This is a genomic window from Pedobacter sp. ok626 (assembly GCF_900100435.1).
Lineage (GTDB): Bacteria > Bacteroidota > Bacteroidia > Sphingobacteriales > Sphingobacteriaceae > Pedobacter.
In genome coordinates this window covers 1-23,713 of the sequence record NZ_FNEX01000022.1, presented here as the reverse complement: position 1 = coordinate 23,713, position 23,713 = coordinate 1, and the positions used below count along the sequence as shown (strand labels likewise).

20 protein-coding genes and 1 pseudogene are annotated in these 23,713 nt (G+C 38.3%); 8 read left to right on the top strand and 13 right to left on the bottom strand.

All coding sequences use genetic code 11. The features are described from left to right. The first annotated feature begins 44 nt into the window (after positions 1-44). Genes BLS35_RS24370 through BLS35_RS24355 form a run of 4 tightly spaced genes read left to right on the top strand, consistent with a single transcriptional unit; the run spans position 45 to position 2,259 of the window. Positions 45-509 carry a hypothetical protein gene (locus BLS35_RS24370; protein ID WP_165973410.1) on the top strand — a complete coding sequence of 155 codons (465 nt, stop codon included), beginning with the start codon at positions 45-47 and terminating at the stop codon, positions 507-509. Positions 510-522: 13 nt separating this feature from the next. Continuing rightward, positions 523-858 carry a DUF3817 domain-containing protein gene (locus BLS35_RS24365; protein WP_090786301.1) on the top strand — a complete coding sequence of 112 codons (336 nt, stop codon included), beginning with the start codon at positions 523-525 and terminating at the stop codon, positions 856-858. An 8-nt stretch (positions 859-866) separates the two neighbouring features. Then, entirely contained in the window at positions 867-1,850 is a 984-nt protein-coding gene (locus BLS35_RS24360; RefSeq protein ID WP_090786299.1) for a hypothetical protein, read from the top strand. Positions 1,851-1,884: 34 nt separating this feature from the next. Next, positions 1,885-2,259: a rhodanese-like domain-containing protein gene (locus BLS35_RS24355; RefSeq protein WP_090786297.1), complete on the top strand. Its 375-nt coding sequence runs from the start codon at positions 1,885-1,887 to the stop codon at positions 2,257-2,259. Between the two features lie 1,102 nt (positions 2,260-3,361). On the opposite strand, the gene BLS35_RS24350 is transcribed toward BLS35_RS24355, so the two are convergent. The 6 genes from BLS35_RS24350 to BLS35_RS24325 form a co-directional block, all read right to left on the bottom strand. Continuing rightward, positions 3,362-3,805 (bottom strand): PaaI family thioesterase, encoded by a 444-nt coding sequence (locus tag BLS35_RS24350; protein ID WP_207909186.1) that lies wholly within the window; start codon positions 3,803-3,805, stop codon positions 3,362-3,364. A 26-nt stretch (positions 3,806-3,831) separates the two neighbouring features. Then, positions 3,832-4,605, bottom strand: coding sequence for an SDR family NAD(P)-dependent oxidoreductase (locus tag BLS35_RS24345; protein ID WP_090786295.1), 774 nt, complete (start codon positions 4,603-4,605; stop codon positions 3,832-3,834). A 61-nt stretch (positions 4,606-4,666) separates the two neighbouring features. Then, complete coding sequence (locus tag BLS35_RS24340; protein WP_090786293.1) at positions 4,667-7,720, bottom strand: efflux RND transporter permease subunit; 3,054 nt, start codon at positions 7,718-7,720, stop codon at positions 4,667-4,669. Positions 7,721-7,730: 10 nt separating this feature from the next. Then, positions 7,731-8,777, bottom strand: coding sequence for an efflux RND transporter periplasmic adaptor subunit (locus BLS35_RS24335; protein WP_090786290.1), 1,047 nt, complete (start codon positions 8,775-8,777; stop codon positions 7,731-7,733). A 5-nt stretch (positions 8,778-8,782) separates the two neighbouring features. Beyond that, entirely contained in the window at positions 8,783-10,156 is a 1,374-nt protein-coding gene (locus BLS35_RS24330) for a TolC family protein (RefSeq protein WP_090786287.1), read from the bottom strand. Between the two features lie 45 nt (positions 10,157-10,201). Then, positions 10,202-10,810, bottom strand: a complete 609-nt coding sequence (locus tag BLS35_RS24325) for a TetR/AcrR family transcriptional regulator (protein ID WP_090786285.1) — start codon at positions 10,808-10,810, stop codon at positions 10,202-10,204. A gap of 669 nt (positions 10,811-11,479) precedes the next feature. Here BLS35_RS24325 and BLS35_RS24320 point away from each other — a divergent pair. After that, on the top strand, positions 11,480-12,535 hold the full coding sequence (locus BLS35_RS24320; protein WP_132226067.1) for a hypothetical protein: 1,056 nt from the start codon (positions 11,480-11,482) through the stop codon (positions 12,533-12,535). 12 nt (positions 12,536-12,547) lie between these two features. Here BLS35_RS24320 and BLS35_RS24315 read toward each other — a convergent pair whose 3' ends face one another. From BLS35_RS24315 to metA, 4 genes are all read right to left on the bottom strand, one after another. Continuing rightward, positions 12,548-15,223, bottom strand: a complete 2,676-nt coding sequence (locus tag BLS35_RS24315) for a Plug and carboxypeptidase regulatory-like domain-containing protein (RefSeq protein WP_090786281.1) — start codon at positions 15,221-15,223, stop codon at positions 12,548-12,550. A gap of 5 nt (positions 15,224-15,228) precedes the next feature. Then, positions 15,229-16,068 (bottom strand): GLPGLI family protein, encoded by an 840-nt coding sequence (locus BLS35_RS24310; RefSeq protein WP_090786279.1) that lies wholly within the window; start codon positions 16,066-16,068, stop codon positions 15,229-15,231. Between the two features lie 64 nt (positions 16,069-16,132). After that, positions 16,133-16,453, bottom strand: a complete 321-nt coding sequence (locus tag BLS35_RS24305) for a hypothetical protein (RefSeq protein ID WP_090786277.1) — start codon at positions 16,451-16,453, stop codon at positions 16,133-16,135. A 426-nt stretch (positions 16,454-16,879) separates the two neighbouring features. Continuing rightward, a complete protein-coding gene (gene metA, locus BLS35_RS24300) occupies positions 16,880-17,824 on the bottom strand; it encodes a homoserine O-acetyltransferase MetA (protein ID WP_090786276.1) in 945 nt (314 codons plus the stop codon). A gap of 469 nt (positions 17,825-18,293) precedes the next feature. On the opposite strand from metA, the gene BLS35_RS24295 reads away from it, so the two are divergent. After that, the gene (locus BLS35_RS24295) at positions 18,294-19,487 is read left to right on the top strand and encodes an ATP-binding protein (RefSeq protein WP_090786274.1); all 1,194 of its coding nucleotides are present in this window, start codon (positions 18,294-18,296) and stop codon (positions 19,485-19,487) included. Between the two features lie 448 nt (positions 19,488-19,935). On the opposite strand, the gene BLS35_RS24290 is transcribed toward BLS35_RS24295, so the two are convergent. Beyond that, a complete protein-coding gene (locus BLS35_RS24290) occupies positions 19,936-20,181 on the bottom strand; it encodes a histidine kinase (RefSeq protein WP_090786272.1) in 246 nt (81 codons plus the stop codon). A gap of 439 nt (positions 20,182-20,620) precedes the next feature. Continuing rightward, a pseudogene (locus BLS35_RS24285) lies at positions 20,621-20,965 on the bottom strand (DUF1398 domain-containing protein); the annotation flags it as partial. 145 nt (positions 20,966-21,110) lie between these two features. Between BLS35_RS24285 and BLS35_RS27945 the strand changes: the two are divergent. Together BLS35_RS27945 and BLS35_RS24280 are read left to right on the top strand one after the other, a co-directional pair. Continuing rightward, on the top strand, positions 21,111-21,272 hold the full coding sequence (locus tag BLS35_RS27945) for a FeoB-associated Cys-rich membrane protein (protein ID WP_165973411.1): 162 nt from the start codon (positions 21,111-21,113) through the stop codon (positions 21,270-21,272). Positions 21,273-22,024: 752 nt separating this feature from the next. Next, positions 22,025-22,843 (top strand): family 20 glycosylhydrolase, encoded by an 819-nt coding sequence (locus BLS35_RS24280; protein ID WP_256375317.1) that lies wholly within the window; start codon positions 22,025-22,027, stop codon positions 22,841-22,843. 252 nt (positions 22,844-23,095) lie between these two features. Here the strand turns inward: BLS35_RS24280 and BLS35_RS24275 are convergent. Then, positions 23,096-23,713, bottom strand: a 618-nt coding sequence (locus tag BLS35_RS24275) for a DUF1398 domain-containing protein (RefSeq protein ID WP_254779120.1), incomplete at its 5' end; no start/stop codon positions are given.

The window sequence follows — 23,713 nt, the reverse complement described above, 5'->3', positions numbered from 1 at the left end:
TTTTATCCAGAAACATACCAAGTAGTATTTTTTAATTTTGTTTTATGCATCAAATCCTTTTAACACTGCATTCAGCCAACAGGTGGCTGGTACTTATTTTTTTAATTTATGCTATTTTCCTGTCGGCAAGGGGAATCTTGAGATCCCGAGCGTTTGGCAAACATGATAATTTCATCCGCCACTTCACCGCAACAATTTCACATGTTCAGCTGATGCTGGGACTTGGTCTTTATTTGATCAGTCCGACAGTGAAGTTTAATTCGGCTATAGCTGAGACACACTTATGGATAGATGAGCATAATTTTTTCAGGTATGTGCATATTAGCCTGATGATAATCTCAGTCATACTGATCACCATCGGCTCTGCAAGGGCTAGACGGATGCAGACCGATGGGGAAAAATTCAAAACCATGTTGCTTTGGTTTTCGCTTGCGCTCTTTGTGATATTCATTGCAATTCCCTGGCCATTTTCTCCAGTTGCTAACCGTCCATTTTTTAGATCTTTTTAATTAAATAAACATTATGATATATTTATTCAAAACACCGATAGGAAGGCTACGCATCGTTGGTTTTCTAGAAGGGATTTCACTTATCCTTTTGATATTTGTCGCAGTGCCGTTAAAATACTTTTTTAATTATCCAGACTTGGTAAAGATGGTCGGACCAGTACATGGCTTACTTTTCTGCCTCTTTGTATTCATTACGCTAAGTGTAGGGGTTGCTCACAGATGGTCTTTTTCTAAAACTACGTGGAGAGTGCTGCTGGCCTGCATTGTTCCATTCGGTACTTTTTATATCGATAAGTATATTTTGCTTCCTGAGTCTATTTTGAATGGACAACATGAAATAGAAGACTGAATAAGCGTATGCCGTGGAAAAAAATCATCATTATTATTTTAGTGCTAGGTGCGCCTTTGATCTATGTAATTTCTTGTAATACTAAAGGCAACCCGGATATTGAAAATGGAGTGACTTTCGAAAATAAGCTTTCGAATTACCATCTTTTTCAAGGCAAGATGTCAGCGCTCCAACCATCTGTTGGCGTTGAACTTTTAGAACTCTCCTCGACCCTTTTTACCGATTATGCGGAAAAACAACGGTTGATCAGACTCCCATCTGGAAAAAAACTAAGACTGAAGGGAAATGGGCTTCCTGATTTCCCGGAGGGTACGGTAATTGCAAAGACTTTCTACTATCCATCTGAAACTGGCAAGCGCTTACATATTGTTGAAACGAGGCTACTTGTCTTGGCAGGCTCAAAATGGAATGTAGCGACTTATCAATGGGATTTAGCCCAAACTGATGCGTTTTTAATCGAGAAAGGAGCGACTGTACCTGTAAAAGTGAAAGGCCTGAATGGAGAATATAGACAGCTAGCCTATCATATCCCAAGTAATAGGGAATGTGTGAGTTGCCACCACTCCGGAAACGAAATTTTACCCATAGGACCAAAAGTAAGGAACTTGAATAGGGTTTTGGAACGTGACGGAAAACAAATAAACCAGTTGCAATATTTAATGAAAAAAGGGTTGATTGAAGCTTCGAGATTAGATACCTTTCAACAGCTCCCTGATTTCAAAGACAGTAAATTGGCAATTGAGCAAAGGGCTAGAGCTTACCTAGATATTAACTGTGCACACTGCCATCAATTAGGTGGATATGCTGGGCAGACCACGCTTGACTTAGATTATAATACAAGCCTTGTACGCGCTGGCATTTACTTAAACAAGAATAATATCATGATCAGAATGAATGAAATGGGTGAATACCACATGCCCAAACTCGGAACAACAGTGCTTGATAAAGAAGGGGTTGAACTAATCAAGACCTACATCAAAAGCCTCAAATAATCAACAAATAAGTTTATATAATTAAAGTACAGTCATGATAAAAACAATGCTCATTCTCTTGGGCTTACTCATTATAATGTATCTGGGATATCGTACCTATCGTTTTGTAAATCTCGATAAGGAGCTAAAGACCAAAATTGCGAAGGGTGCGATAATTTTAGACGTAAGAACAGACCGAGAATACAGCTCTGGACACATCGCCGGTTCGATCAATATTTCATTAGGGACCATACGTGATCGTTATATAGAACTGGATCCAGAAAAAACTTACATCACCACTTGTTCTCATGGTCTACGAAGTGTTAAAGTACAGAAAATACTGGAACAACTTGGTTTTAAACATGTTTATAATGGAGGCGCATGGGTTGATCTGGAGAAATTAGTGAATCAGCAAAACACCGGCAAATAATGGAATTTTTTAAAACTAACGTTTTTAAATGTTTTGATATTTAGGTGTTTAGGTCACAATTGGATAAATACCTCTTAGGTTAAAAGTGGAATTTCGGCCTTGATAATTATGATAAGATCTTGCGAGTTGATAGAAATATTAGAAAAATTAAGACTATCTCATTAGCAAAAACAAATATTTCGTTAAAACTTGAACAGGTGTTATTTCTAAGCAGTATCACTTTGGGACGAGAGAACACTGATAGTTGTTTTTTCTGAATTGAAACTGTCAAAAATCATTTCAAAACTGGAAATGAGACCATTCCAGTTTTGGATATCTAAGAGCGGATCCTCTAGCTGTGCTTTCTTGTAATGATTCTAATTTTGTTTATCTGCCTTTGAAATGGAATATTTTGGGCCATTTTAGACTTCAAAATACTCTAGTAGAGATAAACTCTTTTTTTGGCATATCTCTAGTAGAGATAATTGTGATTTTTTATACACATAAAAACTCCCTATTAGAGATTGCATTGTACCATTTGAATTGAATTATTTGGGGCTTAGATTAAACTATTATCTGCCAAATTCTACCATAGAAGCTACTATTTGCCCTTTTTCTTTTTCCAGGTCCGCTTATATTTTAATGTAAAATCTCTACTAAGGGGTTCTTGCTTAACCAACTCACTAATCCGTGCAATTTTCCTTAAATCATCAATAAAATTTTTTGAGTTCAGTTCGAAAGGGAACACTCTAAAAAGGGGGAATTTCAGCAATGAGATTCCCTCTTTTTTTTATTCAATTGTTTGATTTTTAGTGTTTTGTTCTTTTTGTTGTTTGGTTGTTTTTTGACCACAAAAATCTTACTACCTATTGCTGTTTTTGTGGTTTTTTTTTGTTTTAAGTAATTGGTTTATAGTTGTTTGGTTTTATTTTTCTGATCGAAGTTATAAAGAAAAGTTCGAACTCCAGGGAGGGTGAGTTAAAGGGAGTCGAACTAAATAATATATCTCCAGAGTAAATACTAAATCTAATGAAAATGGTTAATTTGAATTCAACTACTTTTGTGTGTAAATAACAACTGGAAGGAAGTATGACATACTAGTCAACCTAGCTAGCAATAATAATTAGCCTTTCTTTATGTTTGTTTTAAGCAAGTTCGAATATCCCCTTGCTATTAGCCTGGTTCTTTTTTCGTTCCAAATCTCACATTGTGCATTTATGATCTGTCTTCCTTTTTTGATGATAGTCGTATCAGCCAGAATTATATCTCCCTCGCGTGCCGAGGCAAAATAATCCACGACCAGGTTTAGTGTCGTATAAAAACAGGCTTCATTAAGGGAGAACATTGTCGCTCCAATTACATCATCTACAATTGATGAGGTAACTCCTCCATGAAGTGTTCCCATGGGATTGGTCATTTCTTTTCTTACCATATACCGAAACGACAATTGACCTCGTTCTGCCTTTAATATGATCGGTCTTAACCAATTCATATATGGCGATGGGCTGGCGGTAAATTCCTTACCTATATGTTCCTGAAAAACTTCAAGTTGTTTTACTGTTTCCATTATATTAAAAAGTTTAATATTTGTCTTTAGGCCTGACTGGCCAAGTTCTTTTTGATCTTCATCATTATACTGTCGGGCACAAAAGATGGGAGTTTAGAGTTAAACCAGTTCTGAAAGCCCACTAGTTTTTTCCCTTTTCCATGCAAGAGATGTTCAACACCTTGCGCTGCGACTACTTTGGCATGCATTGGTTTGGTTTTGTGAAGATTGGTAGATTGCATCCCAGGCGTGGTAAATCCAGTATCCACAGTGCCGGGATAAAGAGATGAAACGATAACCCCGGTTCCTTCCAGTTCGGCGGCAAGTGTTTCACTAAATGCCTTTACGAAAGCTTTGGTTGCAGAATAAACAGAAAAATAAGGCATTGGTAAAAAAGCGACCAATGAAGATATGTTCATAATTTTGCCAGACTTGCGTTTGACCATATCTTGTGCAAAAAGCTTGCTCAAAGCTACCAAACTTGAAATATTCAATTGTATCATATTTAGTTCCTCTTCCAATGAGGTTTCTGTAAAATTGCCATAGTTGCCCACGCCTGCATTGTTTACAAGATGGGTGACCAATAAGTTTTCATCTTTGACCCTTTTGTACAAGTCTTTAGCAGCACTTACATCAGAGAGGTCTGCAGCAAAATATTGAACCAGAATGCCGTACCTTTTTGTTAAATCGGCTTGCATTTGTTTTAATTTACTTTCTGTACGAGCAACCAATATCAGGTTAAGAGCTTTCTTTGCTAGTTGGTTCGCCATTTCATAACCAATTCCGGATGATGCTCCGGTAAGTAAAATATATTCTTTCATTTTTAGTAAAAGTTAAGTGAGTAATAATCGAATTCTTAATTTGAGTCTCTATTTTGACACATCATATCTTCTCGTGCAATTGTGGAGGTATAAGTTTATACATTACGGGTGTCACGATCCTTGACAATATTGTCGAGCTAATCAGTCCTCCGATCAGTACAATAGCAAGTGGTGCGATCTGTGGATTCGGATTTAGGGCGATGGGTATAAGTCCACAGATGGCCGTTATTGAGGTGAGTACAACAGGTAAGAACCTGGTTTCACCAGCTATATGGATGGCCTCATCTATACTTTTTCCTTCTTCCCTCAACTGATTGGTGAAATCAACAAGCAACAGAGAGTTCTTTACCTGAATCCCCGATAGACCGATGAAACCGATGATGGATACCAGGGACATTGGGTTGCCCGTGATCAACAGGAATATCACCCCACCCAAAACGCCCAGTGGGATAATCGATAACACAATGATGATCCCCTTAAATGTTTTGAATTGTAACAGTAGTACAGCGATAAACAGGAAGGTGCTTAGAATGATGACCGAAAGGAAATTACCGCCCAGTGCATCACCTTCCGATTCAGCTTCCCCCGACAGTTTATAATAATAGCCTTTGGGCATTTTCAGTTTATTGAGTTCTGGTACAATGTCCTTGAGTATATCGTTCGCGAGCACATTGTCCTTGGTGAGCGAGGTAACCTTTGCAAACCGTGATTTATTGAAATGATTGATGGCGGTAGGGGAGGTTTCCAGACCAATGGTTGCAACCTGATCGATCTGTATAGGTGAACCCTGAATATTATTCACGTAAAGGTTCTTTAATGCGTCCAGATTTGAAAATTTATCACGTGGGATGGTAATCACCACGTTCCTTGAATCGCCCCTGTCATCAATATAATCTCCAACAGTCAGTCCGGCAACGGCCATCCTGATCACTTTGTCAATGTCGCTGGTCAATACGCCCAATGTACGCGCCTTTTCCTTATCGATCTTGATTTTTACGTCAGATTTATAGGTATTGAGTTCATTATTGATAAAAAAAGTACCGGGATGTTTGCGCAACAGTTCTTCGACTTTGAACGAAAGCGATCTGAGGGTATCCTGATTCTCTCCAAAGATCCTCACCACTATGTTGGCTTCAATCGGAGTGCCCTGTTCAAAATCCTTCACCTCTATTTTTGCATATGGGAAATCGCCGAACTTGAGTCTGAGCGTTTTGATCAGTTCAGTCTTATCATTCGGACTGGTGTCTTCTTCCAATTGCACGAAAATCTGTGCAAAATCCGGTTTAATGTCCTGTTGGTGTACGTTGTAATAGATCTGTGGATTGCCTTTTCCTACGTTAGAGGTATAATAAATGATTTCGCTATGTTTTTTCAGTTCTGTTTCTACCAGCTTTGCGGCCCTGTCGCTTTCCGGGATATTTGCTTGTAAGGGCATTTTAATGTTGATGAGGAACATCGGTTTTTCCGAAGTAGGGAAAAGCTTAAAGCCTGCCAGCGGAAACAGTAAAAAAGCCAAAACGCTCAATGCGATGGATATACCAATAGTTACTTTCGGCGACTTTAGTGCCAATGGCATGATGCCGCGATATGACCAGGTCAAAAAGCCCTGCAATTTTCTCAAGAAATAATTTCCTTCTCCGTGGGTATGGGTTTTTAGGATCTTACTGCCGATAAAAGGTACCAGCGTAAGCGCCACGATCATGGAGGCCAATACACTTGTGATAATCGCCATAGGAAGGCTTCGGATAAATTCTCCGGCTGTATCAGGCAGAAATGCTAATGGTAAAAAAGCAATCACAAGCGTTGCGGTACAACCTACAACCGCTGCCCCAATCTGCTTGGTTCCCTTTAAAATAGCATCCTTCCTGGTATGACCTTCCCTAAGCCACCTTTCGATATTCTCAACAACAACGATACTGTCGTCCACTAATAGCCCTAATGCTACCACAAGCCCAACAATACTGAGCTGGTTTAGCGAGAAGCCCAACAGGTTCATTGCGATCAGGCCCAGGGCCAGTGAGAGTGGGATGGAAATCATTACGATCAGCGATGGCCTGAAGCCCAAAGGTAAGAGGGTAACCACCACGAGTAGGATGGCCAATCCAAAATCAAAGCCCAAGTGTCCCAAGCGTTTTGAAACCATATCTGCCTGGTCAAAATTCTTGACCATTTTGATGGTCTCCGGCAGTGTTTCAGAAAATTGTTCTAATACCGGAGTGTACTCTTTTTTGACCTGGCTGATATCCACATTGTTCTTCATCGAAGAAGTAACCAATATACAGCGTTGCCCGTTGATCCTGGTGATGTGGTTAATGGTACCGTCTTTATAGCCCACCTGGGCCACATCCTTCAGGTATATAATTTTTCCATTGGCATTATAGATGACTGTGTTGGCCACATCTTCTACATTCTTGAATTTGCCACTGGTCTTTACATTAAAGACCTTGCTCTCCATGTTGATGCTTCCCCCCGGGATGTCCGCCGCCTCACTTTGCAGGCTGCCCATAACCAGATTTAAGGGTATTTTGAACTGGGCGAGCTTATCCAGTTGCATATCGATCCGGATTTCCTGCTCTGGCATTCCAGTGTATTTCACCTCTCTCAGGTTGGTGATCTTTTCCAGCTGGGTTTTCAATTTGTCTGCATTGTCCCTTAATGTTTTGGACGAGGCTGTATTTGAGATCAGCGCAACCTGGATGATCTTTACATCTGATGAGGCAATTTTTTCTGTCTTTATCAGGTAGATGTCCTTAGGAAGTTCGCCATTTTTAAGGGCATTGATCTCGGTTGATATTTCCTGGTACTTGTTATCCACATCCACTCCATACTTGAATTTGATCTGTATAGCCGCTACACCATCTTCCACAGTGGTCAGTATCTTATCTATATTCTCCAGACCATAAATCTTGTTTTCTATGGGTTTTACCACCTGTTCTTCCATATCCTTAGGACTGGTACCGGGATAGATTACCGTAACCAGATATTGTGGGGGATGGGTTGTGGGATCTTCCGAGCGGGGCATGGTAAAGAGCGTCAGCAGACCCACCACCGCAACCAGTACAAATATGATCAGGGTAAACTGATAGTTCTTTACGGCAAAATTTGTAATTTTCATGTCGGCGTTTTTACTTGATAATTTTTACGGTGGACTGTTCGTTGAGATAGGCGCTATTAGAAATAACTATGCGCTCTATTCCTTCCATTTTATCTTTCAGGTAGACATTTTTATTGTCAAACTTCAGGATGGTTACCGGCACTTTTTTAACGCGATTTGCCCCTTTGGGGGTAAAGATGTAGCCTGTCTCACCATCTGCTTCTACCAGTGCACTAAAGGGGATCACAGTAGCATCTTGTGAAGCATTGGTCTGGATTATTGCTTTCCCAAACATGCCAATCGCAGGCCTTAAACTGCCGAGTTGGAGCTTCAGTTCTACCTGAAAAGATCCTATGGCGGCATCAGCTGCCTGAAGTTTACGCAGTACCGTTGCTTGGAATTGCTGATCAGGGTATCCGTCAAGGTTAACAATGGCCTGTTGCCCCACCTTGATCCCGGCCCATTCCTGATCGGTTACCCCAACCTTCAATAGGTAGCTATCACTTTTTTGGGTTGAGTTGGTCATCAGCACCGCCATTCCCCCGCCAATCACTTCCCCTTCACTAGCCACCTTTTTGGTTACAAAACCATCAGAAGCCGCATAAATCTTGGCATATCGCTGGTTAAAAGCCGTAGCCTCACTTGTTTTTTTTGCAACATCCAGCGTCGTCTTGGTATTCTGAAGCTGTTCAAGGGTAAATACACTGTCTTTGTAAAGGTTTACTGCCCTGGCATAGTCTCGTACGGCCTTATCTACACCAAGGTCTGCCTGGGCCAATCCAGCCGCAATCTCGGTGGTGTTAAGGGTGGCGAGCAACTGCCCCTTTTTAAAGAACTGCCCCTCATCTACCAGTATGCTGCTGATTACACCGCCAATCTTAAATGAATAATTGGCTTCATTTTCAGTGCTTACCAGCCCAGTAGTCTGAATGGTACTTGTAACGCCAAATGAGGAAACGGGGGCAACCTTCACCGAGATGATGTCCGGTTGGCCCAGGGGATTTGTATTTTTTGGTTTTTCTTTGCAGGCGAACAATAGTGATGTAAGCGCAATAAGTGTGAGTTGTGTCTTGTTCATGATCTTTATTGTATGTTGAAACTGGCGTTGGCACGTTCGATAGCGGTAAGGGATATCCAGGTGTCGAATAGGGCTATGTTGGACTGGAGCTGGGCATCTACCCACTGGTTCTGGGCATCCAGCAGTTCGATATAAATGGCCATTCCCTCTTTATAAAGCTTGGTCATATCATTATAATAGATGTTGCTGGTCTTAAGCTGTGATTGTGCCGCTTGGTACTGCGCGGCGGCACTTTGAAGGTTGGCTTTTCGAACCTTAAGCTCGGTGAGAAGTTGCTGAGTGACGTAACTGCTTTGTGCTTCAGTAGCATATTGGGAAGCGATAGATTGTTTTATTTTATAGGAATTCCTTCCCGAAGAGAAGAGATTCCATTCCAGGGAAACCCCAAGCAGGTAATAGCGGCTGTTGTTATTGAACTTCCAGTCAAAAGCCTGCGATCCCAAATCAAGTGAGGTACCTACTTTTGGTATCAGGTAAGACTTGGCAAGACCAGTCAGGTTTTTGTTGATGTCTTTTGAAATTTCCAATTTTATCAATTCTTCACGTCTGCTTACTTCATCAGATTGTAACAGATCCTGCGCTGGTTCGAACGGGGCGTCATCTGTAATAATGCTGTCCGTCAAGGGTCTGTTTAACAGAAAGTTGAAATAGTAGCGTGCAGATTCTTCTGTTTTTTTTGCAGATACCAGTGATGCGTTTATTTTTGATACTTCATTCTGGCTTCTTATGACCGCGGTGCGGTTGATTTTGTTGTTTTCGAAGAGTTTTCTGTTGACCCGTTCTCCTTCTTCCAAAAGCTTAAGAAAAGAATGATATATATTAATTGCGTTGATGGATTTGAGGTAGCTGTAATAGGCGGTTTTGATTTCTTTGACCAATTCACGTTTATAGAGCAATACCTCCGCTTTCTGCAAATCGATCTGCTGTGATTTAATTCGCTTGTTGTAAATCAGTTCTGCATTCAAGATCGGCAAACTCGTGCGGAACTTTGCATCGTAAAAGTTGTCAGGGTTGAGCAAAATGCTTTGATTTTGCAATTGTGGGAAATTATTTGTGCCGGTAAGCTGGTTGAGTGTAGCATAGGCAGCATTGAACAGGTCACCTGCTGGAAAATCAATGCTCCGGCCACCGTCTGCTTTGGTATATGTGGTAGAAAAGCTAACGCTGGGAAGAAACATGCTTTTTGCCTCTTGAAGTGCTGCAATGTTTCGCTGCAACAGAAAGCCCTGTTGGTTGATACTCTGATTAGATTCCAGGCCCTGCTGTATATATTGGCTAAGGTGGGTCTGCGCATGAAGGGCAATCGGAAGGAAAGCAATGAGCGCTTGCACGACAATTATCCGGTAAATAGTTTTTGGATATTGATTTATTTTAATCATTGTGATAAATTTAAACAGTGTTCAGTTATTGGTCAAAAAAAGGGATTAACCTTTTTCCAGCAGTGCAACAAAACATGCATAGCCGTTGATCATCAGCTCATCATTTGTTTTGTTGATAAAGCTGGTAGTACGGTCTTTGCAGAACAGAGCACAGATTCCGTGAAGTGCAGATAATGTCATGAAAGTAAAATACTCCGAATCCATACCTTTAAACCGCCCGCTCTGCTGACACTCCTCTATTAAGTTCTGGAGATGACTGATGGCTTCGCTGGCGATAGTAAAACCACCATCTTCAGCGCTCTTGGATAACTCTTCCACGATGAACATTAAATTATAATAATCCTTATTTTGCTGTGCGAACTGTATAAAAACACGACCTACAGCTTTTAGCCGTTCGAAGGGATCACTGACAGAATCCAGGATCCGTAGTTCGTTCATTAGCAGCAGAAAGCCCTCTCTGTGGAGCTCACGGAAGATTTCTCCTTTGTCCTTAAAATGAAAATAGATAACCCCCGGACTATAACTTATTTCCGTGGCAATATTCCGAATACTAGCTAGCTCGTAGCCTTTTTGAAGAAAGACTTTGCGCGCACCGTTTAAAATGCGTTGGCGCATGTTTAGTTTCTCCCTTCGTTTACGTTCGATTATGCCCATAATTTTAAAAATTGATGTAAAGATATAAATTGGATACTAACCCGGGGACTGATCTTACCCATAACACTAATCCAATGCCACCGTTTGCTCCTGTAATTAATAATTTTTTCATTGATTGAATTGCAATTCTATTTCGGAAGCAAATGTATTGAACACTGTTCAGTAAAACAATTTTTTTTTTAGTTGTTAGATTTACTTACAAAATTTAGACAATTCTAATTCGAACGTTCAGTTATTACCCATCTGGGAATTTTATCTGTCGATGACTTTCTTTCTATGGTCAGTCCCCAGTCATGTTGTCTATATAATAATCGGCACTAAAATATCGGCATAGCCGCTTTTAAATTTTTTTCTTTTTCTAGGTCCGCTTATATTTTAACGTAAAATCTCTACTAAGGGGTTCTTGGGTAACCAACTCGCTAATCCTTGCAATTTTCTTCAAATCATCAATGAATTTTTTTGAGTTCAGTTCGAAGGGGAACAAGGTTCAGCATTCGTTCTTCGAGTAAACTTTTGTGCTAAAAATCCACCATCGATAAGCTGGGTATTTCGCCAAAAGTGGCCATTCGTTCCGCATTTAAGCTTTATCTTCCAAAATAAAACTGGGATACAGGTTTTAAAAAAGAAGCTGAAGAATTAATGCTTAATCTGTTATTGTAAAATATTTAAATGATGAATAAAAATTTTGAGATTGTTCCTTATGTTAGTGTGGGTGAAATTCAATTTGGAATGACTATTGAACAGCTAAAGAAGGTATTTGGTAGTGTTCCGGAAATGGAATATTATGACCCGGTTATGAAAGTTACAAAGCTTACCCCGAAACGTTACCTGCTATTTTTGACAGACCCTACTGAAACAAATGATATGGATAAAAAGATATATTCGATATTGAAAAAAATCTACTTTCACGAAAATGGATTTTATAATTTATCGCTTGACAGACACGAACATAAAGTTCCAACGGCTGTAACACAGGCAGATTTAAAATTATTGGAAATTAATGGACTGAAACCAAATAATTTTGAAACTTTTGAACACGATAATACTTTGGGCAGATTGCTGAAACTTCGAGAAAATAAAAAATTGACACTCGACTTTGTTACTGCAATGTTTATAAAAGGAGTGACAGGAGAATTGCCAAGAGCAAGACAAACTTTAATGAGTTATTTGTATCTAAAGCATTTATGTAAGCACGACTTTGTGGGTAAGGCGAATTGTGAAATATGTGGTTTGCCAAAAGTTAAGACAGAAGACAAAACACATCAACTTTACACCTATTATTTGGGACACTCGTGGAATGAAACACCGCTAAATTTTTTAACTGAACTTGAAGAAGCTCTGACTTTTGAAAAACCAGAAATAACAAAATCCGACCGAAAAAAGTTGGACGAATTAGTTGAGTTTATTTCAAATGCTGATGATAAGGAAACACCAGGAAAGCTAGAAAAAAGAATTGCGTCAGAAAAAATTCTAGAGCAAACTGACAAATATAAGCGTTATGGGATTTTACAAACACTTGCAGAATGTGGAATTTTGCCCAATAAATTTATCAGTCCTAAATATGAAAAATTTTCAAGCATAAAAGAATTATGGGAAGCAAGTAAAAAGTTGACAACATCACATCGTTCAGACATTATTTTGCCTTTAGGTGGTTGGAAAGGGGAAAATGGTGTTAACACTGAACGCTTCAATGAAATATTCAATGCGAAAACTCATGGAGAATGAATATTTCCCATCTTAAAAGGTAAACGAGTACTTTAACAAGAGTGTTCGTGGTCTTAGGGGTAATTGAAATGTCGATAATTGATTTGAATCCGAATTGATTTGTTGATAAAGGTTCTGATTGATCAAATTTATGCACTGAAGCTCAAAAAAGCTTTTCCACTTGGCAGGACTGTACTTTAAATTCAAATCCAAGAAGCTATTATTTACCATTTGTCTTAATGCCTGCTGATAAGAAGTAAAATTATAAGCAATTGTATAACCTACTTGGTCGCTTAAATTGTGTTGCCATTCTGTTTTTAGTTTGCTTAACCTGGTGATGCTCTTTATCACCGGATCATCCAATGTATTTTGTTCATTGATAAATTTTCCCAGATCTCCAGTAAGTGAAATCGTTATTTTAGATAATATTTTTTTTCTCGCTGTTAGCGATAAATTCATGCTGTAAGCATTGAAAGGGGAAATTTCGTTGTTGTACAGACTGTTTCCTTGTTGCAATCCTATATTCCCGCTTGCTGAAATACTAGTAGCAATTGAAAATAGATATTTCGAAATATTTCCAATAAAGGCATACTTGTTTGTGACATTTTTATAATCTATGGCAATAGCTTTGGTAACACCACTATCAATAACATAAGAATTTATAAAATTCTGCCCGGTTCTATCGTAGTTTAAGGAAATAAAGTAAAATAACATTTTTATGGGTTTACGATAAGCATATCTGGCTCCAATAACGTGTAGATCTGTTTTAGGCAAGGGTATGTCATTCGAGCTAAATTGCCTGTAACTTACCAATATATTACCAGGATAAATATCAGTAATTTCACCGAAGCTGGTTTGTCGGCTGTATCTAAAATCAAGCTCACTGTATTTTCCTATTTTGTTACGGAATTCTATTATTGGGTTAAACAGAAAATAGGTGTTTTTTTTAGCGTTTACAGCATCAAGTGTATTGTACTTTATTAAGCTGTAGGTAGGAGTAGTTTCCAGGCTTAAGGAACCTCTTTGCAGCTTGTAAATTAGTGCCGCTTTTCCGGAGAGCCCTATATTTTCAAACACGACATCATTTTCAAAGTGTTTGCCAACTGTGCTGATTATGTTTAAGCTGTCGGTTTTGTATAAATCACTGTTAAGTGTATTGTGTTCATAATATGCGCCTAACGATGCAGAAAAGATAAAATGATCAAATTTTGTTTTATAAGTAGCAGATTGATTTATAAACAGGTTTTTTGTTCTGACTTGCTGACTAAGCATCAAATAGCCAATGCTATCATTAACAATGGCTTGCTGAACTCCCGGAGAAATCTTTAGATTTTCGTTCATTTTATAGAACTGTAGCACGGAGTTGTACTGTAATACATGATCTACACCCATTGCCTTTGTAAGATTAGTTTCATTGCTCAGGGACAGTTGATTTGTTGGCTGTATCTGCTTAAATGCTACGTTATTTTGGCTTGTGCCGCCACTTTGATCCCATTTGGGGAGATTTAGTTTTGTGTTAGATTTTAAATATATCGAATTGCTGTTTTTCTCGATTTGGGCACCAATTTGCCATTGGCTTAGTTTTTCAATGGTATGCTGTATTTCATTGTAACGAACGGTATCAGCATTCGGCAAGAAGTAATTAACCGAATTGTTGTAATTGTAATTTCTTTTTAGTTCCATGGCAGCAATATTTAAGCGTAAGTCCCAGTCGGATTTAAGTTTATAAAGTGCATTGATATTCCCTGCGTTATCATTATTTATGAGGTGATATTTCTCGGCTAGAGTGGGAGTTCGCTCACTCATCATAGAAAGGTATGGTCTTGGGGTTTTTAAACCAATCTCACTGCTGTTGAAAGATACCCCGATATTCGCATGCTCTGATTGTAGATTCTGACCAATGTTATTTACTTTTAAATTGTTTATGCTCTTAATTTTCTTTTTAAAAATAAGATTATTCAATTCTGCAACATAGGCCTTGTTGCCCAAACCTAAAAAACCGGTGTTGATGGTAATAGTACGGGCATGATCGGCAAGTTTTAAATTTAACGAAATGTTATTGGCTACCATATAACCATTCAAAGCTTTGATTGGTTGATCTCTTTCTATCACCTGAACCTGTTCTACAGCATCAACAGGCACATTATTGGTGGCAGTTCTATACTTCCCATCCAAAAGATTATCACCATCTACATACACACTGGTTATGCGTTTCCCATTGTAGCTAATGGCACCATTGTCATCTACCTGAATGCCCGGAAGTCTACCGATCAAATCCGCAATTACCCTATCGTTTTTATCCTTGAATGCACTGACATTATATTTTAATGTATCGCTGGATAGAGATATCTTACTTTTTGATTTTACGGTAACTTCTGATAATTGATTGTAAGCTTTTTTTAGTGTTGCGATATAAGGATAATGAGCGATAGTGGAAAGCGGGACCACAAGTTGCTGATAACCTATAGCCGTGATTTTTAGAGAAAGATGCTCTTTATTTCCTTGGAATTCAGTATTAAATAAGCCCTGCTGATCTGTTTTTGTAAAAGAAATTCCTGCGCCATTTTCATTGATAAGGGTTACAGAGGCAGAGCCAACAGGGGTTCCAATACTGTCTTTTACGATTCCATTTATGGTTATGGTATTTTGAGCATAAAGTAAAAGAGTAGAAAATATTAAAAAGATAAGTAAAATAGTTTTTTTTTGCACAAAGCTTATTTGGTTAATTCCAACGGGAAATTCACTGTGAATTTCTTGCGTGTTGTACCAGGTCCGTTTTTATCTACAACTACATTATCAATGGTTAAACCACTTGAATTCATGACATCCATACCAAAGCCATTTTTGCTGGCTTTCTCCATTTGATTATATGCTGAGGTAGTAGTTGCTGTAGCATCTGAAGGTAATTCCAATGATACTGAAGCTGGTATTTTGCCACTTGTAACCACTTTTGTACAAGTGAATTTTATTCTCTGACTTGCATCATACGCTTCTAAAATTAAACCTGGTAGTCCGTGTAATTTCCATGGACCAAGACTTGCAGGTATATCGGTAGTAAACCAGGCTGTATATTGTCTGCCTTTGCACTTACCAGTAGCTTTCTGACAGGTATAGCCCAATATTTCTATGGTTTCCTGTTCAATTTTCCAGTTTATTTTTTCTAAAGCTTCTTTTATCAGGTAGTTGTTTCGATTAAAGTTCTTGTTTATATATAGTGTGCTTTCCTTTTCGTTCAGGTAAATGTTATCACTGGTCGTTCGTAATAAAGTACCCATATTTACTGTACTGCTCCCGGTTTTCATAGCTGCTTCTATCTTCGCCATCTGGATTGAATCCTGGGTCATCTTGGTAGAGCTTGTATAAAAGCTTTGGTACGCATTAAAAGGCATTAGGAAATCTTCTTCCCATAAAGTACCTGTATTTGTTGTATCTCGGATATGAAAAAAGTGATAATAAGCAACTCCGGTAGGTGGTTCAGTTATGTTTTTATATTTAAAAGCATAACAGCTGCACAAAAGTAGTGCAGCTGCAATAAGCTTGATGTAATTACGCATCAGTTTTATTATAAGGGATAAAAAATAAGGGGGTTAAAAGCACCCCAGGAATCTAACGGTCGAATTAATATAAACAACCACCATTATTATTCATAATATTTATTGCATGGTTGGCAGCTGCCATCCAATAGTCACCATAGGGTGTACCCTGTGGTGCTGATACATATATAGCCATTGTATTGCCACATTCATCCATCCAGTCAACCCTCACTTGTACACGTTTAAGTTTTCCAACCGCTTCTTTCGCTGTTGATACTTCAATTTTGTCTTTTTTCAAGGTTGTTTTTACCTCTAGTGTTGCACCCTTAACTTTAGGTGTCAAATCACTTGCAAAAGCGCTTATTCCTATAAAAGAGAATAGTAACGCAGCACATAATTTTTTCATAGTTTTTGTTTTTTTTGGTGAATTAAATGAATAAGGATGTATTCATAGGTAGATGATGTCATATTCCTTATTTTCTGTAATACTCAGCATTATAAATCACTCACAAAACTGTGACTTTATATTCGCGCCTTATGCGCCAATATTCGTGGATTTTGGATGTATATCTGTAATGATTGTTTTTTCATAAATCCGATGCGAATATCCTGTAGACTTTGACAGATTTTTATGACAAGAAATTCGTTAGGTATGACGGCTAATTGTAGAAGTAAAAAAATGTACTTATGATATGATTCTATAACTACGAGTATTTATATAGAAGCAACAGATATTGACTCAAAAACCAGCGCATATCAGTTTTCGCTTGTATCGCCCCTGGCATACACCGAAATGAACAAAACAGTAATATAATCCAGTCATCGTGAAAATCTAACCATTTTGAACAATCTCTCCCAATTTACCTACGTCCTCTAGATTATAAGGGGTCTCCTGGTACACAAAGTAGTTGAGCCAATTATTGAAGAGTAAATTCGCATGACTTGTCCAACATACCAATGGCGCATTCTCTGGATTATTGTCCCGGTAATAGTTTTTCGGTACAGGTACATCAAGACCTTTCTCCCGGTCTCTGACATATTCCTCGTGAAGGGTTAGCGGAGCGTATTCTGAGTGACCTGTAAGATAAAATTCACGCCCGCCTCGGGAAAATACAATGGCTATTCCTGCATCCGAAGATTCTGACAGGATATGAAGATCTGCCTTATCAGCCAAATCCGATTTCAATATTGTGGTATGCCTGCTATGAGGAATAAAGAATTCGTCGTCGAAGCCCCTTAACAAAGAGTGCCCCTTTTCAGTGGCAGTATGCTTGAAAACCCCGGATAATTTTTCGTTTAATGGTTTTTTTTCTACCCCATAAAAATGATATAGTGCAGCCTGAGACGCCCAGCAAATATAGAGCGTTGAGGTAACGTGTTTTCTGGCCCAGTCGAAGATTTGTGTGATCTCATTCCAATAGCTTACTTCCTCGAATTCCAGCATTTCTACAGGAGCGCCGGTAATGATCAAACCGTCATAGAAGTTTTTCTTTATTTCGCCAAAACCTTTATAGAACATTTCCAGATGTTCTTCAGATATATTCTTAGAAGTGTGAGAATCGAGTCTTAAAAATTCTACTTCAACCTGTAGGGGATTGTTGGATAATAAACGAACAAAATCCGTTTCAGCAGATATTTTAAGAGGCATCAGGTTAAGGATAAGCACACGCATTGGGCGAATATCTTGAGTATCTGCTCTCAGATCACTCATAACAAATATATTTTCCTTCTTTAAAAGCTCAATCGCTGGCAGATTATTCGGAATCTTAACTGGCATTTATCACCTCCCTTGTTTTTATTTAAACGCTAAAAATAAGAATAATACATTGAACTATAAGCTAAGGGGGCATCTGTGACTATCATATGGCAATTCTGTGAATGTATTCAAGTTTGCAATTTTCTTCAAATCATCAATGAATTTTTTTGAGTTCGAATCTCGTCGGGGACACATAACTTTCCCACCTTGGGAACAACATGGGAAGATTATCCGAATATTTTATAATGGATAGTCAAATTTAAAAGAAGACCTTTGGATTAATTTCTGGAGGCTTTTTTTTATGAACTGTGAATTGATTCTCAAGAAGGTTCCTTCCTACTCGATTTTATTGAACGTAATAGGAGCTATCCCGTATTAAAGGATGAGGTTTTGTGTGTTTTGCATACTAACGTGTGCAGTTTTTTATCAATATTGCACTTTTAAGTATGCAATGTTGATTGAAAATTTTATTTTAGCATAAAAAAATCTAATGGAAGTACTACTGCAAAGATCGCAATCATTGGTTAATCAGGCAAAACTTGGATTTAAAAGGTATTTGTATAGCAAAATAAAATGGAACAACCGCTTAATAGGGATAAAGGGCGCAAGGGGTACTGGAAAAACTACAATTTTACTTCAGTATTTAAAGGAATTGAATTTAAGGCCTACCGAAGCTGCATATTTTACTTTAGACGATCTCTATTTTACGACAAATTCATTGGTTGAAACGGCTGAGGAGTTTTATAGAGGTGGGGGGAAATTCCTTTTTTTAGACGAAGTTCATAAATATCCGGATTGGTCGAGGCATATTAAAAATTTATATGACTTTTATCCAGATCTTAAAATTGTTTTTACGGGCTCTTCAATCATTGATATTGCCAGGGAAGAAGCAGACTTGAGCCGGCGGGCACTTATGTACGATTTGCATGGGCTTTCTTATAGGGAATACCTTTCATTAAGCGGAATATTAACGATTGATCCTTTTACTATTGATGAATTGCTTAATCCGGATAAAGAATGGCAAAAAGTGTTTCCTGTTGAGTTTAGGCCATTGCAGTATTTTAACGACTATCTGAGACATGGTTATTACCCCTTCTTTGCTGAGGATCAGGAAAGCCTTTCAGACCGCATACAGCAATTGATCCGTATTATTGTAGAATATGACATGGCTGAATTACATGATTTCGATATCCGTAATGCACGTAAAATGTTGCAATTATTCTATGTGCTGGCAGCTAATGTTCCCTACAAACCTAATATTACTGAGTTGGCTAAAAAGAGTGGCGTTCACCGAAATACGATTAATAATTATTTGTCATTTCTGGAACGGGCACAACTAATCAGGCAGCTCTATTACTCCGGGATCAGTATTGTAACGCTTCAAAAGCCAGAGAAAATATATCTTAACAATACGAACCTTGCATATGCACTGACCAATATTGATCCGAATGAAGGTAATTTGCGGGAAACTTTTTTTGCAAGCCAGTTATCGGCGGGGTATAGGCTAAGTTATACTAAGAATGGTGATTTTGTGGTAAATGGTAAATGGACATTCGAAATAGGGGGTAAAAATAAAACCTTGAAACAATTACAGGGAGTCGAAAATGGATACCGGGTTATTGATGATGTTGCATTCACAGTTAATGATGCTTTACCATTATGGGCGTTTGGTTTTTTATATTAGTAAGTAACTATACAATATTAGCAGCTTCGACACATGCCTATGAACATCTGCCAGTCTCCTATTATAATCTGTTATAATTATCGGCTCACTATCAGCTCGTATCAGTTCATATCGGCTCGCGTTCGAGTTGGCAAAGACATAAAAAGTCAGCAAAATCCTTGCTGGCTTTAAAGATTGTAAGAACTAAAGCCATGTTAAAACGGGTGGAAGCGGGTTAAATGAGTCGTCTTCTAAACCAGCCGCGTTGCGGATGTCATCAATGATGTTGTTCGAGTCTTGTATCTCCGAAAACACATAACTTTCCACCGTGGGAAAAACATGGGAAGATTATCTGAAAGTTTTTATATCGGATAATAGAATTTAAATTAAGGCCTTCAGATTAATTTCTGAAGGCCTTAATTATTTAGTTATGGATTTAATGGGGACGCAATACTCTTTATGTTTTTACTCAATGAAGCAAATTTTGGATGAGTCGGGAAGCTTTTCTTTTCTCGTTATCCATTACATAGGCCTCAATGGAATTGAGTACATTAAAGATGAAATGAGGATTCATTTGTGATCTGATGGCTTTTAACTCACTTTCAGAAAGCTGATATTGGTGCTTCAATTTCAATTCATTTTGCACTGCCTGCTGCTGCTGAAGTCCACTCACTGTAGAGACCTGTTCGCTCGTTGGTAAGCATCTTTCAATCATTGCTTAAAAATATAAGATTAAGGGTTGGTAAGTTTGGTTAAGCAATTTAAAAGAATATTAAAATAACAAATCATGAAGCCAACATGAGTTTTTAGCACACACAGGGGCATGATATAAGTTTCCAGAGATAGAAAAAAGAAATTATAGTTTATGAAAAATATGAAAAGCAATTTTCGGGGTGTTCTTTTACTTGTTGTTTTATTATTTGACTTTGGGTACAAGCTGTTAAAAATAGTCCAATAGAAGTGGAGATGATCACCAAACATAGTCTTACAAATTATATAAATCCCTTGTTCTTTAAATCGTCAATTATTTGCCATCAATCTTTTCTGTCACTAATCATTCATTTATATCAATTTCAAAAGACCTTATTCAGCCACAAGTTTGTTTATTTGTATAGTTGTGGCTGATTATTTTTGGTTAGACTACTACAGATCTTTCATTCAGAATTGGGGATCAATTCTGTCAGGATGAGCTGATCTTTCTGATCATAATAAGTGCAGGTCATCAATAATAAATTCACTATCCATCTATCGATTCCTGTTTCTGCGCAATGCCTGCAAAAGCTAAGGCAATCTGTTTGCCCCGCCTGATGCATATTCAAATACTTCGTAAACTTTTTCTTATGACTTACAGCAGCGACGACTAAAGGTTCATACTTTGCCTTGGAGCTGAGTTGATGGCCATTACGCCCATAGTACTGGGTATGGCTGTCGGATACGTGGGTCACAAATTCTTCCACTCCTAATTTTTTGATCGCTTGAATGTACTGGGGGAAATCTTGAAAGCGCTTGAGATTCCTTGAACTTGAATGGGAGGTAGTAGAAAGATGATAAACCCTACATTATTTTTGTGTTAAATTATAGCGTAGAATCTACCGATTCAATTTTGTTGCGTATTTTTGTAATGGTTTGTAAATTAATGATTTGATGAAGGAAATCAATTACCCTATTGCAGTGCTGGTACTGGTTGCAGTAGCCGGACTGATCATTTTTCTGATCCGCAGGAACAGGAAAGATAAAAAGAAATTTGAAAAAGAGACGATACAGTCCGAATTAAAGCCGGACAAACACGATACAAACCGTGTTTAAGTCGGTTTTATGATCGTGATTTTTAGATTGTGCGAAAGGAATTGACTTTAATACTGGCAATGTTTGATGAAAACAACCCTAAGGAAATTTAACTTATCAGTTCACTTTCGGTTCGAACTTAAAAGTCTGCCTCAATAAAAGCCCACCAATACGAGTGTTAATTAACCCGTTTATTTTTTCAATCGAAATATGATCTCAAATATAACTGGAGTCTCGATAAAAAACAGACCGACGTAAATGAATGGTTCAGTTGCTTGTTCCCGTTAAATTCGAAAGCCTTAACAATTCGCTAAGAAAGTGAATATCCGCTTAAAGAAGCCGATGCTCCGGCTAGCGATAGCTTCGGAAACTTAGATCCAGAGCATCTCCTCTTCCTGATAGTGGCTGGCTGTCCGGATAGTGTGAAGCAAATAAATGATAGGTGCTATTAAAGCAATCACAACAAATACAATGAAAAGAGTGTTTATTTTCATATTAAAAAACATTAATGTAAAAAGCTCCAACCCATACGAGCTTTTCATTATAAACTAAACTTATAAATACTAACCAAATAGTTATGTCATAAAGTTAAAGTGGTCTTGTTAAAGTGGTGTTAAATTTTTGTGATTTGTTATCCGTAACATAACATTAACTAAGCCAGGCAAGGGTACTCTTTATACTTACATTTAATGTTTAGAAACGAAATCCTGTCTTTCATCGTTCCAGATTAATTTGTCAATCTGGTTTCAAGTGTAGCTGTTCCTTTTGCGGAGGTGGAAGATCAACCTCGTTTTTCTTACCGTTCGTTTATGCTGGACGTAGCCCGAAATTTTCAGACTAAAAAGGAAATTTTCAAGCTGATTGATCTTTTGGCTTTATATAAACTGAATACTTTACATTTCCATTTCAGTGATGATGAGGGATGGAGATTGGAAATACCTTCCTTGCCGGAGCTTACTGCTGTTGGTGCTAAAAGAGGGCATACCATTGATGAAAATAATCATCTCAGACCAGCATATGGTTCTGGTCCAGATCCGGAAAATGCGCCGGGAAGCGGTTTTTACAGCCGTCTGGATTTTATAGAAATTCTTAAAGGGAAAGAACGACTGACTGAATTTGGACAATCTAATATTGTTGGTCTGCAGTCCCAGATCTGGTCGGAGAAAATTCATGGAGCCGATGAGCTGGAATATATGTTACTTCCTAAATTACTGGGTTTTGCGGAACGCGCATGGGCGGCAAGGCCCGACTGGGATATTGAGACGGATGCAAAAAAAAGCGAAGCTTTGTACCAGAAGGCATGGGGCAGTTTTGTTCGTCGACTGGGCCAGCGTGACTTACCCAGGCTAGATCATTATGCAGGTGGTTTTAATTACCGGATTCCTGCTGTAGGCCTGAAGGTAATTGCTGATAAAGTGATGGCTAATATACAGCTTCCAGGTTTCACAATCCGTTATACTACGGATGGCACCGAACCAGATTTAAAGAGCCCTATGTATTCTTTCCCAATCAGCAAAAAGGGATTACTTACTTTTCGGGCTTTTAACAGTTTTGGAAGGGGTGGCAGAAGTACAAGCATTAGAATTAAATAATCTGTTATCTGACTGAGAATTTGATAGACCCCATGCACTGTTATTATCCTTTTTCTTTTTCCAGATCCGCTTATATTTTAATGCAAATAACTATTTGCCATCAATCTTTTGTGTCATTAATCATTCATCTATATCAATTTCCTGGAGATGATCAAACAGCCTAATTGCTGGTGAAAACCTCGTCTAAAAAAAGAGAAAGCCTTGAGCTTAAAATAAATAATATAACCCTCCAAAGCAATATCATCCGCAAAGCTATAAACCAGGTTCGGCAAATGGAACACCAGATGGGAATTCGGAATTAGGGATCGATTCTGTCAGGATGAGCTGACTTTTCTGATCATAATAAGTGCAAGTCCTCAATGATAAATTCACTATCCACCTATCAATTCCTGTTTCTGCACAATGCCTGCAAAAACTGAGGTAGTCTGTTTGCCCCGCCTGATGCATATTCAAATACTTCGTAAACTTTTTCTTATGACTTACAGCAGCGACGACTAAAGGTTCATACTTTGCCTTGGAGCTTATCTGAGGACCATTATTTCTAAAGTACTGGGTGTGGCTATCAGATACATAGGTCACAAATTCTTCTACGCCTAACTTTTTGATCGCTTGAATGTACTTAGGGAAATCTGCTCCGCTTTTTACTTTTTCATGTTCCCGCTCAATCGCTTTAAGTGCCATTTTAGGGCTATTAAAAAATTCAGAATCCCTCACAACTGACATATCATCCCATTCTTTGGTGTGTTCCTGATCTACTGTGCCATCCGCGATTACTGCTCTGAATACAGCAACAGGATTGAAGCTTTTACTATTGATGAGCAGGTTACCAGCAAATGTTTTTTGTATAAACTGAAATGAAAACATAGAAAT

Coding starts and splice junctions, on each gene's coding strand:
- BLS35_RS24370 (WP_165973410.1), top strand. CDS start 45: ATGCATCAAATCCTTTTAACACTGCATTCAGCCAACAGGTGGCTGGTA.
- BLS35_RS24365 (WP_090786301.1), top strand. CDS start 523: ATGATATATTTATTCAAAACACCGATAGGAAGGCTACGCATCGTTGGT.
- BLS35_RS24360 (WP_090786299.1), top strand. CDS start 867: ATGCCGTGGAAAAAAATCATCATTATTATTTTAGTGCTAGGTGCGCCT.
- BLS35_RS24355 (WP_090786297.1), top strand. CDS start 1,885: ATGATAAAAACAATGCTCATTCTCTTGGGCTTACTCATTATAATGTAT.
- BLS35_RS24350 (WP_207909186.1), bottom strand. CDS start 3,805: ATGGAAACAGTAAAACAACTTGAAGTTTTTCAGGAACATATAGGTAAG.
- BLS35_RS24345 (WP_090786295.1), bottom strand. CDS start 4,605: ATGAAAGAATATATTTTACTTACCGGAGCATCATCCGGAATTGGTTAT.
- BLS35_RS24340 (WP_090786293.1), bottom strand. CDS start 7,720: ATGAAAATTACAAATTTTGCCGTAAAGAACTATCAGTTTACCCTGATC.
- BLS35_RS24335 (WP_090786290.1), bottom strand. CDS start 8,777: ATGAACAAGACACAACTCACACTTATTGCGCTTACATCACTATTGTTC.
- BLS35_RS24330 (WP_090786287.1), bottom strand. CDS start 10,156: ATGATTAAAATAAATCAATATCCAAAAACTATTTACCGGATAATTGTC.
- BLS35_RS24325 (WP_090786285.1), bottom strand. CDS start 10,810: ATGGGCATAATCGAACGTAAACGAAGGGAGAAACTAAACATGCGCCAA.
- BLS35_RS24320 (WP_132226067.1), top strand. CDS start 11,480: ATGATGAATAAAAATTTTGAGATTGTTCCTTATGTTAGTGTGGGTGAA.
- BLS35_RS24310 (WP_090786279.1), bottom strand. CDS start 16,068: ATGCGTAATTACATCAAGCTTATTGCAGCTGCACTACTTTTGTGCAGC.
- BLS35_RS24305 (WP_090786277.1), bottom strand. CDS start 16,453: ATGAAAAAATTATGTGCTGCGTTACTATTCTCTTTTATAGGAATAAGC.
- metA (WP_090786276.1), bottom strand. CDS start 17,824: ATGCCAGTTAAGATTCCGAATAATCTGCCAGCGATTGAGCTTTTAAAG.
- BLS35_RS24295 (WP_090786274.1), top strand. CDS start 18,294: ATGGAAGTACTACTGCAAAGATCGCAATCATTGGTTAATCAGGCAAAA.
- BLS35_RS24290 (WP_090786272.1), bottom strand. CDS start 20,181: ATGATTGAAAGATGCTTACCAACGAGCGAACAGGTCTCTACAGTGAGT.
- BLS35_RS27945 (WP_165973411.1), top strand. CDS start 21,111: ATGAAGGAAATCAATTACCCTATTGCAGTGCTGGTACTGGTTGCAGTA.